The following is a 16,818-nucleotide window of genomic DNA, read 5'->3' on the forward strand; positions in this document are numbered from 1 at the left end:
GCGCTTACCTGTCCCGACGGATGTGCTACTTCTTGGCCTTGTCCACCGCGTTGTCGTCGGACGAGAGGGCGGCGATGAAGGCCTCCTGCGGGACCTCGACGGTGCCGATGTTCTTCATGCGCTTCTTGCCCTCCTTCTGCTTCTCGAGGAGCTTGCGCTTGCGGGAGATGTCACCGCCGTAGCACTTGGCGAGCACGTCCTTGCGGATCGCCCGGATGTTCTCCCGGGCGATGATCCGCGCGCCGATGGCGGCCTGGATCGGCACCTCGAACTGCTGCCTGGGGATGAGCTCCTTGAGCTTGCCGGCCATCATCGTGCCGTAGGCGTAGGCCTTGTCCTTGTGGACCACGGCGCTGAAGGCGTCGACGGTCTCGCCCTGCAGCAGGATGTCGACCTTGACGAGGTCGGCGACCTGGTCGCCGGACTCCTGGTAGTCGAGGGAGGCGTAGCCGCGGGTCTTCGACTTCAGCTGGTCGAAGAAGTCGAAGACGATCTCGGCCAGCGGCAGCGTGTAGCGCATCTCGACGCGGTCCTCGGAGAGGTAGTCCATGCCGCCGAGCTGGCCGCGCTTGGACTGGCACAGCTCCATGATCGCGCCGATGAACTCGCTCGGGGCGAGGATGGTCGCCTTGACGACCGGCTCGCGCACCTCGGAGACCTTGCCGTGCGGGAACTCGCTCGGGTTGGTCACGGTGATCGTGGAGCCGTCGTCCATCGTCACCTCGTAGACGACGTTGGGCTGGGTCGAGATGAGGTCGAGGTCGAACTCCCGCTCGAGGCGCTCGCGGACGATCTCCAGGTGCAGCAGACCGAGGAACCCGCAGCGGAAGCCGAAGCCGAGCGCCGCGGAGGTCTCCGGCTCGTACACGAGCGCCGCGTCGTTGAGCTTGAGCTTGTCGAGGGCGTCGCGCAGCGTCGGGTAGTCGCTGCCGTCGATCGGGTACAGCCCCGAGAAGACCATCGGGTTGGGGTCCTTGTAGCCGCCGATCGCCCGGTCGGCCGGCGTGCCCGCGTTGGTGACGGTGTCGCCGACCTTGGACTGGCGCACGTCCTTGACGCCGGTGATGAGGTAGCCCACCTCGCCGACGCCCAGGCCCTTGCTCGGGATCATCTCGGGCGAGATGACGCCGATCTCGAGCAGCTCGTGCGTCGCCCGGGTCGACATCATGACGATCTTCTCGCGCGGGTTGAGGTCACCGTCGACGACCCGCACGTACGTGACGACCCCGCGGTAGTTGTCGTAGACGGAGTCGAAGATCATCGCGCGGGCGGGAGCGTCTGCGTCGCCCACTGGGGCGGGGAGCTTGGCGACGATCTGCTCGAGGAGCTCCTCCACCCCTTCGCCCGTCTTGCCGCTCACCCGGAGCACGTCCTCGGGCTCGCAGCCGATGAGGCCGGCGATCTCCTCCGCGTACTTCTCCGGCTGGGCCGCGGGCAGGTCGATCTTGTTGAGCACCGGGATGATCGTGAGGTCGTTCTCCATCGCCAGGTAGAGGTTGGCGAGGGTCTGCGCCTCGATGCCCTGCGCGGCGTCGACGAGGAGGACCGCCCCCTCGCACGCGGCGAGCGAGCGGGAGACCTCGTAGGTGAAGTCCACGTGTCCCGGGGTGTCGATCATGTTGAGGCAGAAGGTCTCCCCGTCCTGCTCCCACGGCATGCGCACGGCCTGCGACTTGATGGTGATGCCGCGCTCACGCTCGATGTCCATCCGGTCGAGGTACTGGGCGCGCATCTGCCGCGCCTCGACGACGCCGGTGATCTGGAGCATCCGGTCGGCGAGCGTGGACTTGCCGTGGTCGATGTGCGCGATGATGCAGAAGTTGCGGATCTGCGCCGGCGGGGTCGCGTTGGGCGGGAGGGCCTCACGGGCCTGCGGTGACACGGGTGGTGGACCTCGGGGTTCGTCGGGACAGGGGTCGGCCTCCATCCTCCCACGGACGGGGAGCCGCTCCGGCAACCCGTCAGAGACGGGAGACGCCGTCGTACCCGCCCGGCAGCCGACCGAGTCCGAAGATCTCCCCGATCGTCGGTGCCACGTCCATCGTGTGCGCGACCGCCGTGCGCGTGCCCGGTCGCACCAGCGGCGAGCCGCCGGCGATGACGAAGGGGATCGGCTCGGTCACCGGGTGGCCGTGGTTGCCCGGGATCGGGTTGTCGAGGACCGTGGGGTCGGAGAAGCGCCAGCCCGCCTTGCAGTAGGCGACGAGGTCACCCGCGACGTCGCTCAGCCGCAACTGCGCCGGGGTGTGGACGGACAGGACGCCGGGTTGCGCGAGCACGAGCCGGCGCAACCGCTCCAGGCCCTGGCTCCGCTCAGCCGCGGGTCCGGTCCAGTACAGGCAGTCCGCGCCGCCGTTCTGCGCGATCTCGACCTTGTCCCGCAAGGACGGGTCGGCCGAGATGGGGGTGCCCAAGGAGATGACGCGGTGCGCGAAGGACCAGTCCATGGAGTGATCCGCGAGGACGATGACGACCGACTGCTCCCATGTCCCCTTCGTCCTCAGGTGGTCGACGAACTGCCCGATCAGACGGTCGGTGCTGAGCAGGGCCGCCGAGCGCAGCGCCGGCAGGTCGACCGCCCCGCCGAGGTCGGCGTGCCCGACCCGGTCGATGTCACCGAAGTTGGCGAGGACGAGGTGCGGGTCGGCCTCGTCGACCATCTCCACGAGCGCGTCGTAGGTGTAGGCGTCGGGCGCGTGGTCGGTGATCGGCATGAGCGGCTCGGGCTCCCACCGGTAGGTCGCCCGGTCGCCGAAGACCCCGAAGAGGTAGTCCTTGGACAGGACGGTGCCGGTGGTCAGCCCCTTGTCCCGCAGTCGCTCCAGGACGGTGCGCACCTTGATGTCGGTGGGCTGGTCCATGTCCCGGACCGTGCCCAGACCACGGTCGTAGATCTTGTTGGCCGGCACGCCGGTGCGGTCCGGTCGCACGCCGCTCATCATCATCACGTGGTTGGGGATGGTCTCCATGATCGGCAGCGACCGGGCGTTCGGGTACCAGGTGCCGTCGCGGCGAAGGGCGTCGATGTTGGGGGTGCTGAGGCCGTTGATCTCGTCGGGGCGGAGCCCGTCGGTGACGAGCACGTAGACGCGACGGGTGTCGACCACGGGCGCGGCAGCGGCCCACGGGGCCCCGGCCCCTCCCGAGATCGCGATGGTCGCGCCCGTGGCCAGGCCCGCCGCGAGGACGGTGCGTCGGGTGGGCGTGCGGGCGTGCTGTTTGGTGTCGGTCATCGTGTCTCCGTCGTCAGCTCGCCGGGTACCAGACACGGCGGGTGCGGTTGGTGGCGGGCAGGGTCTCGAAGCCGGCGCTCCAGCGTACGGCGGAGTCGCGATCGGTACGGTCGGCCAGTGCGTACCAGTCCATCTGGGCGCGCGAGGGCGTCAGGGTGAGCACCGAGTAGCCGTGCCGGTCGAAGTCGAGGTATCGCACGTGCGGGTTGTCGGTGCGGATGGCGGCCTCGACGCCGAGCGAGACGGTGCGCGGCTCGACGCCGAGGATGTCGTCGAGGTTGTCGGAGGTGACCGACGTCCCGACCCACTCGACCGCGACCGACCTGCTGAGCGGGTAGGTGCCGACGTCCTTGGGGATGTCGCAGGCCCACGCGGAGTGGATGTCACCCGTGAGGAAGACGGTGTTGTCGATCGCGTGGTCGGCGAGGTGGTCGATGAGCTCGCGGCGGTCGGCGGTGTAGCCGTCCCACTGGTCGACGTTGTACGGCAGGCCGTCCGGCGGGAGGAGGCCACCCATCTCGTGGAGCGCGTTCCCGACCTCCGCGTCGACCGCCGCGAAGGTCACGGGCGTGATCATCACCGGGTTGCCGACGAGCTTCCAGGTGGCGGTGGACTCGCTGAGCGAGGACTTCAGCCACGTCATCTGTGCGTCACCGGTGATCGTGCGATCCGCGTCGCCGACGGCGCCGGGCGCCGCCGGGGAGGCCTGCTTGCTGCGGTAGCTGCGCAGGTCCAACATCCGCAGGTCGGCGAGCGTGCCGAACCCGAGGTGTCGGTAGATCTGGCTCCCGTCGCCCAGCGCGGTGCTCCCGGACAGACGGATCGGCATCCACTCGTCGTAGGCACGGCGAGACGCGGCCGCGCGGTCCTGCCACGAGCCCTCCGTCCCGGGCTGGTGGTTCTCCGCTCCCCCGCTCCACGCGTCGTTGGCGCTCTCGTGGTCGTCCCACGTGGTGATGCACGGGGCGGCCCCGTGCAAGCGCTGCAGATCCGGGTCGGTCTTGTAGTGACCGTGGCGCACCCGGTAGTCGGTGAGGGTGACGATCTCGCGGGCGGGCTCGCTCGCACGCACCGCGCCGCCCCTGGCGCCGTACTCGCCTGTCGGGTACTCGTAGAGGTAGTCGCCCAGGTGGAGTACCGCGTCGAGCGCGCCGTGGTCGGCCAGGTGGCGGTAGGCCGCGAAGTACCCGGCCTCCCAGTTGGAGCAGGAGACGATCCCCAGGCGCAGCTTGGGGGGCGTCGACGTGGGTGCCGGTGCGGTCGCGGTCCAGCCCGTGCGCGAGATCTGGCCCCCGCTGCGGAAGCGGTAGGCGTAGCGCGTGCCCGGCGACAGGCCGGTGGCGTCGACCTTGACCGTGTGGTCGCGCTCGGTGCCGGTGGAGACCCGGCCCCTGCGGACGATGCGGGTGAAGGACTCGTCCGTGGCGACCTCCCAGTCGACCTGGACGCGCGCACCCCTGCCGGAGCCCGGGGTCGCGTCGGCGCTCGGGGTCACGCGGGTCCACAGCACGACGGCCGTGGGGAGCGGGTCGCCCGAGGCGACACCGTGGAGGAAGCCGGTGGCGGCGGTGGCGGCCTGCGCCGTGGAGGAGCGGGTGAAGGGCGTGGCGCTCGCGGTGACGACGGCGGCGACCGTGGCGCCGCGCACGACGTCACGACGGGCGGGACCGGGCCCGGGGACAGGGGAACTGACGTCGGTGGGCATGCGGGCAAAGTTGGTGCCCCCGGGTGACGCGCAGGTGACGGCCCGATGGCGTGCAGGTCCGCCGACCCGTGAGCCTTTTCACCCCGTGACCACGACCACTACCGTGGGGGGACATGAGCGGCTACCCGGGCGACTTCGTCGGCATCCCCGAGATGCGGTGGGCCCCGACCCCGGACGACCCCACCCCGTCCCCCGGCGAGGTCGTGTGGACGTGGGTGCCCTTCGAGGAGGACCACGCGCAGGGCAAGGACCGGCCCGTGCTGCTCGTCGGCCGGGACGGCGAGTGGCTGCTCGGCCTGCAGCTGACGAGCGCCGACCACGACCTCGATGCCGAGCAGGAGGCCGCCGAGGGGCGCCGGTGGGTCGACGTCGGCGCGGGCGCCTGGGACGGACGGGGTCGTCCGAGCGAGGCCCGCATCAACCGCGTCCTGCGGGTGGACCCGGAGCAGGTCCGCCGCGACGGCGCGGTCCTCGACGAACGCGTCTTCGCCGCCGTGGTCGAGGGCGTGCGCGCGGTCGCCGCCGGCCGCGACTACGACGACGACCCGGCCTGACCCCCTTCCCTGCATTGCCCTAGGGGAATGCAGCTTCACGGGCATGACGCAGGGGGCCGGTCACCTCGCGGTGACCGGCCCCCTGCGTCTGGGGTCAACAGATCAGATCTTGTTGACGGCCTTCGCCAGCGCCGACTTCTTGTTGGCGGCCTGGTTGGCGTGGATGACGCCCTTGCTCACGGCCTTGTCGAGCTTCTTGCCGGCCGTGACCAGCGCGGTCTTGGCGGTCTCGGCGTCGCCGGCCTCGACGGCCGTGCGGACCTTGCGGATCCACGTGCGCAGCTCGGACTTGTGCGCGCGGTTGCGCTCGGTCCGGGCCGCGTTGGTCTTGACGCGCTTGATCTGGGACTTGATGTTTGCCACAAGAATCTTTCTGACTGGGTTGGTCGAGCTTCTGCCGTTAGAGGGCGGCAAGGCATCTCGGGACCGGCGTGGGGACACCGTGGGAGAGACGCCCTGGGTGGTGCTGCGATGCGCGCACGACCATGCGCGCACGCGATGGACAAATCTAGCAGCGGCGAGCAGGCGCGGACAAACCCGGGGTGGTTCAGCCGCCGTTGCGCTCACGCGTGATGGTGAGCACGGCCTTCTCCACGGCGTAGACGGGGTCGCGCCCGCCGCCCTTGACCTCGAAGTCGGCCGCGGCGACGGCCTGGATCGAGCGACCGAGCGCGTCGCCACCCCAGCCCTGCAGCGCGCGGCGGGCCTTGTCGACCTGCCAGGGGGCCATCCCGAGCTCTCGGGCGAGGTCGGCGCTGCGACCGCGCCCGGCTCCCCCGACCCTGGCCAGCTGCCGCAGCTGCTGGGCGATGACCGCGACGATCGGGACGGGGTCGACCCCGACGTTGACCGCGTGGCGCAGCAGGCGCAGCGCCTCACCCGTCTGGCCGGCCACCGCCGCGTCGGCCACCTTGAACCCGGTGGCCTCGACGCGACCACCGTGGTACCGCTCGACGATGTCGGCGTCGATGACACCGGTCGTGTCGTCGACGAGCTGCTGGCAGGCGGAGGCCAGCTCGCGCACGTCCTTGCCCACGGCCTCGACGAGCGCCTGGACGGCCCCCGCATCGGCCTTGCGCCGAGCACGCCGGAACTCGTTGGTGACGAACTCGGCCTTGTCCCGGTCGCTCTTGATGGCGGGCGCCTCGAGGACGAGCGCCCTGGCCTTCTTGAGGGTGTCGAGCACCTTCTTGCCCTTGTTGCCCGAGGCGTGGGTGACGACGAGGGTCACGCCGTCCTCGGGGTCGGCGAGGTAGGCGAGCAGGTCGAGCTGCAGGACGTCGGGGGCCAGGTGCAGGTCCCGCACGACGATGACCTTGTCCTCGCCGAAGAGCGAGGGGCCGGCGTGGATGGAGAGCTCACCCTCCTCGTAGCCCTCGGCGCGCAGGGTCACGACCTCGAGGTCGGGCGCACCGACGCGCACGTCGGCGACGACCTGGTCGACGGCACGGTCGGCGAGGACGGTCTCGGGCCCCTGGACGAGGACGAAGGGGGGCGTGCTCAAAAGAGCGCCACCTTGGGCACCCGCGGGAAGATCTCGTCGAGCTCCGCCTCGTCCTGCGGCGTCGGGACCCACCCCGCGGCCCCGGCGTTCTCGGCCACCTGCTCGGGGCGGGTCGCGCCGGCGATGACGCTCGCGACGCTCGGGCGGGAGGCGAGCCACGAGAAGGCGACCTGCACCTCGGTGAGGCCGCGCTCCCGGGCGAAGTCGCCGAAGGCCCGCAGCTGGTCGAGGTCGGCCCCCTCGATGATCTCGGGGCGGGATGCCAGACGGCTGCCCTCGGGCGCCGTGCCCGAGGAGTACTTGCCGGTGAGCAGCCCCCGGGCGAGCGGGAAGTACGGCAGCACCCCCAGCCCGTACGCCTCGGCTGCGGGCGTGACCTCGAGCTCCGCGCGGCGGTCGAGCAGGTTGTAGTGGCTCTGGCTCGAGATGAAGCGTGGACCGCCGCGCTCGCGGGCGACGTGCTCCGCCTCGGCGATCTGCCACCCGGCGCGGTTGGAGTGCCCGATGTAGCGCACCTTGCCGGAGCGCACGAGGTCGTCGAGCGCGTCGAGGGTCTCATCGATGGGCGTGAGGGGGTCAGGGGAGTGGAACTGGTAGAGATCGATGTGGTCGGTGCCCAGGCGCCGCAGGGACGCCTCGACGGCGCGGACGATGTAGCGGCGCGAGCCGCGCGCGCCGAAGTCCTCGCCGTTGGTCCCGCCCATGTCCATGCCGAACTTCGTCGCCAGGACGGCCTCGTCGCGGCGCGAGCCGAGCGCCCGACCCAGCATGGTCTCGGAGAGCCCCGGCTCCGCGCCGTACACGTCGGCCACGTCGAAGAGGGTGATCCCGCAGTCGAGCGCGGCGTGCACGACGGCGTCCGTACCCTCCTGCGTCTCGCTGGCGGTGCCGCGGCGACCGAGGTTGTTGCACCCCAGACCGACGGCGGAGACGGCGAGACCAGAGCGACCGAGGCGGCGGATGTCCATGGCGCTCAGGCTAGTCGCGGGTGCGGACGACGAGCCCGAGGGTGTCGGCCCGCGCGGTGACCGCGGCCTCGTCGCGGTCGAGCGAGGCGGCCAGCTCGGTGAGCGGCAGACCGAGGTCGATGCCGTCGCGCAGCTCGTCGTCGTCCTGGACGGACCACCCGTCGCCCTGCACCACCGCGGTGCGCACGCTGCCGGCCGGGCCGGGGTCGGCGACCTGGCCGGTCAGGCCGCGCTTGACCGGGTCGGCGACCGGCAGGACGTCGGGGGCGGTCTCGTCGAGGCGAGCGAGGGCCCCGAGCACGAGCTGGCGGTCGGTCGTCGGCCAGAACGGGGGAAGGGAGCGCTGCAGGAACCCGGCGTAGCGGGCCTTGATCATCCGGTGGTCGAGGAAGGCGACGACACCCCGGTCGTCGGACCGTCGGATGAGCCGGCCGGCACCCTGGGCCAGCCGCAGCGCGGCGTGCGTGGCCGAGACCGCCATGAAGCCGTTGCCGCCGCGCCGGGCGATCTCCTGGGTGCGCGCGGATGCCAGGGGGTCATCGGGTCGTGGGAAGGGGATGCGGTCGATGAGCACGAGCTGGCAGCTGCTGCCCGGCACGTCGACGCCCTGCCAGAGCGTGAGCGTGCCGAAGAGGATGGTCCGGGGGTCGCGCGCGAAGTCGCGCACCAGCGTGCCGATCATGTCCTCGCCCTGGCAGAGCACGGTGAAGTCAGGCCCCAGCCGCTCGCGCATCGCCTCGCTGGCCTCCTTGGCCGCGCGCATCGACGAGAAGAGCCCGAGCGTGCGACCGCCGGCCGCCCGCACGAGCGCCTCGATCTCGTCGAGCGTCTGCGGCGCGAGCCCGTCCCGCCCGGGCGCCGGGAGGTGCTCGGCGACGTAGGCGATGCCCTGCTGCTGGTAGTCGAAGGGGGACCCGACGTCGAGGCCGGTCCACTCCGGGGCGCCCGGGCCGCGCAGGCCGAGGGTGCCGGCGACGGCGTCGAAGGTGCCGCCCAGCTCGAGCGTCGCTGAGGTGAGGACGACGGTGCGGTCGCGCACCCCTTCGTCGTCGTCGGTCGCCCCAGTACCGAAGATCCGCTCCCGCATCCGCATCGCCACGCTCATCGGGGCGACCCTCAGCAGCGGTCCGCGACGCAGGTCGCGGCTGACCCAGATGACGTCCAGCTCGTGCTCCTGCAGCATGCGCGCGGCCGTGTCGTGGACCTCCTCGACCGTGACGAGCGCGACCTGCCGGGTGCCGTCGACCTGCTCGCCCTTGGGCGGCTTCATCTCCGTGAGCAGCGCGCGGGCCACGTCACGGCAGCGCCCGAGGACCATCGCGAGCGCGTCGGGGATGCCGGTGGCCAGGCGCCCCTCGGGGGCCTCCTCGAGCACCGCCTCGAGGTCGGTGGCGAGGTCGTCGAGCGCGTCCGAGGTCTCCGCGAACTTGCGCGCCCGCTTGGCCGCCGCGCGCACGCCGCCCGGCGCCAGCTCGTCGGTGACCGTGGACGTGACCCGATCGACGAGCTCGTGCGCCTCGTCGATGACGAGCACGTCGTGGTCGGGCAGCATCGGGCGCCCCTCGAAGGCGTCGATGGCCATGAAGGAGTGGTTGGTGACGATGACGTCGACGTCCTTGGCCGCCTCGCGGGAGCGCTCGACGAAGCACTCACCGACCATCGGGCACTTGGAGCCCAGGCACTCCTGCGCGGAGACCGACACCTGGCGCCAGGCCTTCTCCGAGACGCCGGGGACGAGCTCGTCGCGGTCGCCCGACTCGGTCTCGGCGGCCCACTCGCGGACCCGGACGACCTCCTTGCCGAGCCAGCCGGCGCGGGCGTCCGCCTCGCCGACGTCGAAGAGCCCGTCCTCGTCGTCGGGGAAGCCGCCCTCGACCTTGTGCTTGCACACGTAGTTGCGACGGCCCTTGACGATCGCGTAGGTCGGGCGACGCCGCAGGTGGGGGGTCAGCGCGTCGGCGAGGCGCGGCATGTCACGGTCGACGATCTGGCCCTGAAGCGCGAGGGTCGCGGTCGCGACGACCGCGGGCTTGCCGACGCGCTGGGCGTGCTCGACGGCGGGGACGAGGTAGGCGAGGGACTTGCCGGTGCCGGTGCCGGCCTGGACGAGCAGGTGCTCCTCGGTGTCGATGGCGCGCGCCACCGCGACGGCCATCTCGACCTGTCCCGGGCGGGTCGATCCGCCCACTCCCCCGACGGCGGCGGCGAGCAGGGACTCAACAGTCGAGGACACCGCTCCACCCTAGATGGCCCGGCCGACATCCCGGGTCACCGATCCACAGCCGTCGAGATGGTCCACCAAAAGGTTGACCGCAGGACCAACCTCCCGCGCGATGCGGGCGAGCCCCCTTCGCCGCTGGACTGGGTGCCATGACGACGACCCTGCGACCTCACCGCCCCTACACCCCTCCACGTGGGTCCCGCGAGACCCTCGCGCAGCGCCTGACCGGCCGCCGCGGGGCCGCCCTCGTGCTCGTCCTGACCCTCCTGCTCGTCGGGCTGGCCACCCCCCTGCTCGGCACCGCGCAGGCACCGCCCCGGGGCGACGGCTACCCGGCCACCGCCGAGTCCGCCATCGTGGCCGGGCAGCTGCGGCACTTCCCCGGGAGCGGCGATGCCCCGGTCGTCCTCGTCGCGACGAAGGGAGGAGCCGCCCTCTCCCCCGCCGACACCTCCGCCCTGGCCGACCTCGCCGACGACCTCGGCGCCACCGACGCCCACGCCCGCGTCAGCGAGGACGGCCGGGCCGCGACGGTCACCGTGCCGGTGCCCGTGACCGAGGACAGCGCCGCGGCGGTGCAGACCATCGAGGACCTGCGTGCCGACGTCGCCGAGCACGCGCCGGCGGACCTGACCGTCGAGGTCACCGGTGGGCCCGCCTTCGGTGCGGACATCGCCTCGTCCTTCGACGGCGCGGACCTCACCCTGCTCGCCGTGACCATCGGCGTGGTCGCGCTCCTGCTGCTCCTCACCTACCGCTCACCGGTCCTCTGGCTCGTCCCGCTCGTGGTCGTCGGGACCGCCGACCGGCTCGCCGGCAGGGTCACGGCTGCCGTCGGCGAGGCGAGCGGTCTCCCCTTCGACGCCGGGATCGTCTCGGTCCTCGTCTTCGGCGCCGGCACCAACTACGCCCTCCTGCTGATCTCCCGCTACCGCGAGGAGCTGCACGAGCACGCGGACCACCGCGCCGCCCTCGCGGTCGCCTGGCGCGCCACGGTCCCCGCGATCCTCGCGAGCAACGCCACCGTCGTCCTCGCGCTGGGCACCCTGCTCCTCGCGAGCGTCCCCGGCACCCGTGGGCTCGGGCTGGCCTCCGCCGTCGGCCTCGCCATCGCCCTGGTCGCCGTCCTCGTCGCGCTGCCCGCCGCCCTCGCCCTGGTCGGCCGGCGGGTCTTCTGGCCCTTCGTCCCCCGCCCCGGTGACCGGCCCGGCCACGACGGCGTCTGGGCGAAGGTCGCCCGCCGCGTCGTCGCCCGCCCCGGGGCGCACCTCGTCGGTGGTCTCGCCGTGCTGGCCGTCCTCGCCTCGGGCCTCTCCGGCGCGAGCGTCGGCCTGGCCCAGGCCGACTCCTTCCGCACCGCCTCCGAGTCCGCCGACGGCCTCGTCACGGTCGGCGAGCACTTCCCCGCCGGGTCGCTCGCCCCCTTCGCCGTGACGACGCGCGAGGGGAGCACCGCGGCGACCGTCTCCGCGCTCGAGTCCGTCGACGGCGTCACCACGGTCGTCCCGGCGGGCACCGACGGCGCCGGCCTGGCCCGGCTCACGGTCATCGGCGAGCCCTCCCCCGGCACGCCTGCGAGCCTCGACCTCGCCCGCGACCTGCGCACGAGCGCCCACGCCGTCCCGGGTGCCGACGCCCTGGTCGGCGGTGGCTCCGCCGAGCTGCTCGACGCCCGCCCCGCCGCCGAGAGCGACCTCACGACCGTCGCCCCCCTCGTCCTGCTCGTGAGCCTCGTCGTCCTCGTCCTGATCCTGGGCGCGCTCGTCGGTCCGCTCGTGCTCCTGCTGCTCAACGCGGCGAGCGCGCTCGCGGCGATCGGCCTCGGGGCGTGGCTCGACGAGCACCTGCTCGGACACGCGGCGCTGGACGTGCAGGTCCCGCTCCTCGCCTTCCTTTTCCTCGTCGCGCTGGGGATCGACTACACGATCTTCCTCATGCACCGGGCGCGCGCCGAGACCGGTGGGCACGGCACCCGCGAGGGGGTCGCCCGGGCGGTCGCCCGGACGGGAGCGGTCATCACGAGCGCCGGGGTCGTCCTGGCCGCGGTCTTCGCCGCCCTCGGGGTCCTCCCTCTCGTCGTGCTCGGCCAGCTCGGGCTCGTCGTCGGGCTCGGTGTCCTCCTCGACACCCTCCTCGTGCGCACCGTCGTCGTGCCCGCCGCGACGGCCCTCGTCGGCGACCGCTTCTGGTGGCCCGGGCGGGTAGCGTCACGCCGGTGAGCGCGCCCCTCGACCAGACGGTCACCAGCCGGTGGCTGCGGCTGGGCCGGCACGCCCTCCTCGGCGTGCTGGCCCTGGTCTGCGGACTCCGGGCGATCGTGGACGGGGCCCACCCGCTCGCCGAGATCGCCGCGCTCGCCGCGTTCATCGGTTGGTACTCCGTCGGCCCACGCCTCGCCCGGGCAGGCACCCGCTGGTTCCTCGTGCTGGTCCTGCTGTGGACCCTCCTCGTCCTCGTCTCCCCCGAGAACGTCTGGCTCGCCTTCCCCCTGTGGCTGCTGGCCGGCCACGTCCTGCCGCTGCTGCCGGCCGTGCTCATCTCGCTCGGCGTCTTCGTGGTCGTCGCCCTCGAGCCGGTCCGACAGACCGGCGCGGCCTCCTTCGCCGCGATCATCGGCCCCCTCATCGGCATGGTCGTCGCGCTCGGCGTCGCCTGGGCCCAGCAGGCACTCGTGCGGGACGGCATCGAGCGGCAGCGGCTCATCGCCTCGCTCTACGCGGCGCAGGAGGAGACCGCGGCCCTCACCGACGAGCTCGCCCGCGTGCAGCGTGCCGAAGGGGCGACGAGCGAGCGCACCCGGCTCTCCCGGGACATCCACGACGGCATCGCCCAGGGCTTCAGCTCGATCGTCCTGCTCGCCCGCGCGGCCGGCGCCGAGGAGGACCCCGCCCGGGTCCGCGAACTGCTCGGCCACCTCGAGGACGGCGCCACCCGCGGCCTCGAGGAGTCGCGCCGGGTGGTAGCGGCCCTCGCCCCCGCTGACCTCGACGAAGGGAGCCTCGCCGCGGCCGTGCGCCGGGTCACCGAGCGCTTCGCGCAGGAGTCGGGGGTCGAGGCAGAGGTCGTCGTCGCCGGGACGCTCCCGCCGCTGCCGACGACCGCCGAGGTCACGCTCCTGCGGTGCGTCCAGGGGGCACTCGCCAACATCCGCACCCACGCCGCCGCCAGCCGGGTCGTCGTCACCCTCGACGCGAGCGAGGAGACCGTCCGGGTCGACGTCGTCGACGACGGGCGTGGCTTCGACGCGGACGCGTGGTGGTCGTCCGGACCGAGCACCACCGGCGAAGGGGGCTACGGCCTGCGGGCGACACGAGCCCGCCTGCGCGAGGTCGGCGGCGGCCTGGCCGTCGAGTCCACCCCCGACGAGGGGACGGCCGTCTCGGCCTGGGTCCCCTCGCCCCGCACCGTGAAGGAGACACCGTGAGCGTGCGTGTCGTCGTCGTCGAGGACCACCCGGTGACGCGGCTGGGCATCGTCGCCCTGCTCGGTCAGGACGAGCGGATCGCGGTCGTCGGCGAGGCGGGCACCGGCGAGGAGGCCCTGGTGGTCGCGGAGCGAGAGCGTCCCGACGTCGTCGTCACCGACCTGCGCCTCGGCGACGGGATGGACGGGGTGGGGGTGACGGCCTCCCTCCGCTCCGGGCGGGAGGCGCCGGCGGTGCTCGTCCTCACGACGTACGACACCGACCGTGACATCGTGCGCGCCGTCGAGGCCGGGGCGGCCGGGTACCTGCTCAAGGACGCGGACCCGGCCGACATCGTCGGCGCCGTCGTCCGGGCCGCAGCGGGCGGGACGGTCCTCTCGGCCGAGCTCGCCCAGCGGGTCGTCGCCCGGCTGGGCCGGCCGCGTGCGCAGCTGTCGGCGCGCGAGGTCGAGATCCTCACCGCGGTCGCCCGGGGCCTGGGCAACAAGGAGATCGCCCGCACGCTCTTCATCTCCGAGGCGACGGTCAAGACCCACCTCGTGCACGTCTTCACCAAGCTCGACGTCGACTCGCGCACGGCCGCGGTCGCGCGCGCCCGTGAGGAGGGCCTGATCAGCTGACGACCGCGGTGAGCCGGTAGCCCACGCCGCGCACGGTGACGATCCGCTCGGCGCCGATCTTCGAGCGCAGCGAGCGGACGAAGACGTCGACGACGTTGGACCCCGGGTCGAAGTCCATGTCCCACACCATGCCGAGCAGCTGCTCCCGGGAGAGCACCTGCTCCGGGTGCTCGACGAACGCCTCGAGCAGCGCGAACTCCCGCGCGGTGAGCTCCACCTCGCGCTCGGCCACGCGCGCGGTCCGGCGACGCACGTCGAGGCTGAGGTCGCCGAGGGTGAGGGCGGTGTCCGTGGCGGGTGCGGCGCCCCCTTCGCGCAGCCGCAGGCGCACCCGCGCGAGCAGCTCCGCGAACTGGAAGGGCTTGGTCATGTAATCGTTGGCCCCGCCCTCGAGGCCCGCGACCGTGTCGTCCACACCGTCGCGGGCGGTGAGGATGATGACCGGGATGTCGACGCCGTCGCCGCGCAGCCGCCGCAGCACCTCGAAGCCGTCGAGGCCGGGCAACCCGACGTCGAGCACGAGCAGGTCGAAGGCACCCGTACCGGCGAGCGCCCAGGCCTGACGGCCGTCGGCGGTGATCGTCGTGCGGTGGCCGTTGGCCCGCAGCCCCTTGTCGATGAAGCTCGAGATCTCCTCGTGGTCCTCGGCGATGAGGATGCTGCTCATGGTGCCTCCTGGTCGTCCTGCTCGTGGCGTCCGGTGTCCTCGTCGACGGGGATGACGATCGTGAACACGGCGCCCCCACCCGGTCCGGCTCCCACGTCGACCCGACCGTCGTGCCCCTCGGCGATGGCGCGCACGATCGCCAGGCCCAGGCCGGCCCCGCTGTGGCGGCGACCGTCCGGCGGCTCGCCGTGCGAGAAGCGCTCGAAGATCCGCTCCCGGTCCGCCTGCGGCACCCCCGGCCCCGTGTCCGTGATGGAGATGCTCAGCGCCCGGCCCAGGGCCGGGTCGTCGACCACATCGGACCCGAGCGTGATCGCGTCGCCGTCGTGGGTGTGCTGGACAGCGTTCTGCGCGAGCTGCAGGACGGCCTGGGTGATCCGCTCGGCGTCGAGCCGGGCGGTCCCCTCGGCGACCTGGCTGACCCGCCAGCTGCGCTCGGCCAGGGCGGAGATCTTCGCGTCGAGCGAGACCGTGAGGGCGGACAGGTCGACCCCGTCGACCGGGCGGAGGAAGTCCGGACGGTCGGCCTTGGCCAGCGCGAGCAGGTCGGTGACGATCCGGCTCATCCGGTCCAGCTCCTGGGTGACGATGCGCATCGTGGCCGCCCGCGACCGCGGGTCGTCGTCCATGAGCTCGAGGTGGCCACGGATGACGGTGATGGGGGTGCGCAGCTCGTGGCCGGCGTCGTCGACGAAGCGCTGCTCCGCGAGGAAGGCCTCCTCGAGGCGGTCCAGCATCCGGTTGAAGGTCGCGGCCAGCCCGGACACGTCGTCGTCACCGACGTCGATGCGCCGGGTGAGGTCCTGCTCGGTGATCTCCTCGGCCGCCTCGTGGACGAGGCGCACCGGGCGCAGCAGCCGACCGGCGACGAGCCAGGAGACGACGCCCGCGAAGAGGAGCGCGACCAGCGAGACGAGGGTCAAGGTGCGCACGGTGCGGTCGGCCTCGGCCCGCGCGCCCTCGGTGAAGACGGCGACGAGCATCATCGCGTCGTCGCCGCCGCGTACGTCGACGACGGTGCGGGCCCACCGCATCTCGCCCGCCGGGGTGTCGGTGGTGCCCGAGGTCCGGCGCTCGGCGTCGCGGACGAGCGAGGTGTCCCGGGTGAGGTCGTACTCCTGCGGGTCGGGAGCGCCGGGACCGTACGAGGTCGTGACGACCCCCGACTGGCCGACGTAGCCGACGATGGCCTCGCCCGCCCCGGGCCGCTGGCGGGTGAGGTAGACGGTCAGGAGCCGCTCGGCGGAGGTGAAGGGCTTCGAGGTCTCGGGGTCGACGCCTTCCTCGGTGAAGGTGCGGAACTCCTCGATCTCCTGCGAGACGTCGGCGTTGGCGGCGTCGGTCACGGACCGGTGCAGGCTCTCGCGCACGACGATGATGACGCTCAGCAGGCTGACGAGGAGCATCAGCAGCATCCAGCCGACGATGGTGTCCCTGGCCAGCCTGGGCCGCGGGCGGCGCTCAGCCGCCATCAGTCATCGTCGTACTCGTCATCATCCGCGTCGTCCCCGTCGTCGTCCCCATCATCGTCGTCGTACATCGGCACCGGGGCATCGGAGCGGGTGGTGACGCTGGGCGGGGGCGTCCACGTGGGGCGCGACGACGTGGACGACGAGACGGGCTGCGTCGTCTTGGGGCTGGAGGTCTTGGGGCTCGACGTCTTGGGGCTCGAGGTCTTGGGGCTCGACGTCTTGGGGCTCGACGTCCTGGGGCTGGAGGAGGTCGAGCTCGACGTCGGGCTGGAGGGGCGCGTCTCGCTCGTCAGCTGCAGGGGGCGCTCCTGCACCGGCGGCGGGTCCGAGGGCGCGGCCGCCACGCGGAACCCGAGCAGCACCAGCAGGGGCACGCAGAGCAGTGCCGCCAGCAGCAAGCCGTCTCGTCCGATGCGTCGTCCTGTCCTCATGCCGATGACCCTAGGCAGT

The 16,818-nt window shown here is 72.6% G+C and carries 14 protein-coding genes; 4 read left to right on the forward strand and 10 right to left on the reverse strand.

The window, feature by feature from the left end:
• Positions 1-25: 25 nt before the first annotated feature.
• The 3 genes from lepA to V3C34_RS13010 form a co-directional block, all read right to left on the reverse strand.
• Positions 26-1,882, reverse strand: coding sequence for a translation elongation factor 4 (lepA, locus tag V3C34_RS13000; protein ID WP_068323013.1), 1,857 nt, complete (start codon positions 1,880-1,882; stop codon positions 26-28).
• Between the two features lie 79 nt (positions 1,883-1,961).
• Complete coding sequence (locus V3C34_RS13005; RefSeq protein ID WP_346007343.1) at positions 1,962-3,233, reverse strand: alkaline phosphatase family protein; 1,272 nt, start codon at positions 3,231-3,233, stop codon at positions 1,962-1,964.
• Positions 3,234-3,246: 13 nt separating this feature from the next.
• Positions 3,247-4,938 (reverse strand): alkaline phosphatase D family protein, encoded by a 1,692-nt coding sequence (locus V3C34_RS13010; protein ID WP_346007344.1) that lies wholly within the window; start codon positions 4,936-4,938, stop codon positions 3,247-3,249.
• Between the two features lie 113 nt (positions 4,939-5,051).
• Here V3C34_RS13010 and V3C34_RS13015 point away from each other — a divergent pair, with 113 nt between their 5' ends.
• Positions 5,052-5,492, forward strand: a complete 441-nt coding sequence (locus tag V3C34_RS13015) for a type II toxin-antitoxin system PemK/MazF family toxin (RefSeq protein ID WP_068323007.1) — start codon at positions 5,052-5,054, stop codon at positions 5,490-5,492.
• A gap of 102 nt (positions 5,493-5,594) precedes the next feature.
• Here the strand turns inward: V3C34_RS13015 and rpsT are convergent, their stop codons facing one another.
• The 4 genes from rpsT to V3C34_RS13035 form a co-directional block, all read right to left on the reverse strand.
• On the reverse strand, positions 5,595-5,855 hold the full coding sequence (gene rpsT / locus V3C34_RS13020) for a 30S ribosomal protein S20 (RefSeq protein WP_068423471.1): 261 nt from the start codon (positions 5,853-5,855) through the stop codon (positions 5,595-5,597).
• A gap of 184 nt (positions 5,856-6,039) precedes the next feature.
• Positions 6,040-6,996, reverse strand: coding sequence for a DNA polymerase III subunit delta (gene holA / locus V3C34_RS13025; RefSeq protein ID WP_346007345.1), 957 nt, complete (start codon positions 6,994-6,996; stop codon positions 6,040-6,042).
• Complete coding sequence (locus V3C34_RS13030; protein WP_338537923.1) at positions 6,993-7,964, reverse strand: aldo/keto reductase; 972 nt, start codon at positions 7,962-7,964, stop codon at positions 6,993-6,995. The genes holA and V3C34_RS13030 overlap by 4 nt, the downstream gene beginning before the upstream one ends.
• A 10-nt stretch (positions 7,965-7,974) precedes the next feature.
• Positions 7,975-10,197 (reverse strand): ATP-dependent DNA helicase, encoded by a 2,223-nt coding sequence (locus tag V3C34_RS13035; protein ID WP_068322996.1) that lies wholly within the window; start codon positions 10,195-10,197, stop codon positions 7,975-7,977.
• Between the two features lie 137 nt (positions 10,198-10,334).
• On the opposite strand from V3C34_RS13035, the gene V3C34_RS13040 reads away from it, so the two are divergent.
• From V3C34_RS13040 to V3C34_RS13050, 3 genes are read left to right on the forward strand one after another with little or no spacing between them, the layout of a single operon-like run.
• Positions 10,335-12,404 (forward strand): MMPL family transporter, encoded by a 2,070-nt coding sequence (locus tag V3C34_RS13040; RefSeq protein ID WP_346007346.1) that lies wholly within the window; start codon positions 10,335-10,337, stop codon positions 12,402-12,404.
• Positions 12,401-13,609: a sensor histidine kinase gene (locus tag V3C34_RS13045; protein WP_169701829.1), complete on the forward strand. Its 1,209-nt coding sequence runs from the start codon at positions 12,401-12,403 to the stop codon at positions 13,607-13,609. Before V3C34_RS13040 ends, V3C34_RS13045 begins: the two co-directional genes overlap by 4 nt.
• The gene (locus V3C34_RS13050) at positions 13,606-14,229 is read left to right on the forward strand and encodes a response regulator (protein WP_068423466.1); all 624 of its coding nucleotides are present in this window, start codon (positions 13,606-13,608) and stop codon (positions 14,227-14,229) included. The genes V3C34_RS13045 and V3C34_RS13050 overlap by 4 nt, the downstream gene beginning before the upstream one ends.
• Here the strand turns inward: V3C34_RS13050 and V3C34_RS13055 are convergent.
• The 3 genes from V3C34_RS13055 to V3C34_RS13065 are packed head-to-tail and all read right to left on the reverse strand — an operon-like array spanning position 14,222 to position 16,799.
• Positions 14,222-14,896, reverse strand: coding sequence for a response regulator transcription factor (locus V3C34_RS13055; RefSeq protein ID WP_068322990.1), 675 nt, complete (start codon positions 14,894-14,896; stop codon positions 14,222-14,224). The genes V3C34_RS13050 and V3C34_RS13055 overlap by 8 nt on opposite strands.
• The gene (locus V3C34_RS13060; RefSeq protein ID WP_068322987.1) at positions 14,893-16,368 is read right to left on the reverse strand and encodes a sensor histidine kinase; all 1,476 of its coding nucleotides are present in this window, start codon (positions 16,366-16,368) and stop codon (positions 14,893-14,895) included. Before V3C34_RS13060 ends, V3C34_RS13055 begins: the two co-directional genes overlap by 4 nt.
• The gene (locus V3C34_RS13065; RefSeq protein ID WP_346007347.1) at positions 16,368-16,799 is read right to left on the reverse strand and encodes a hypothetical protein; all 432 of its coding nucleotides are present in this window, start codon (positions 16,797-16,799) and stop codon (positions 16,368-16,370) included. Before V3C34_RS13065 ends, V3C34_RS13060 begins: the two co-directional genes overlap by 1 nt.
• Positions 16,800-16,818: the final 19 nt, after the last annotated feature.

Origin of the sequence: Janibacter terrae (genome assembly GCF_039636765.1) — a bacterium.
Classification (GTDB): domain Bacteria; phylum Actinomycetota; class Actinomycetes; order Actinomycetales; family Dermatophilaceae; genus Janibacter; species Janibacter terrae.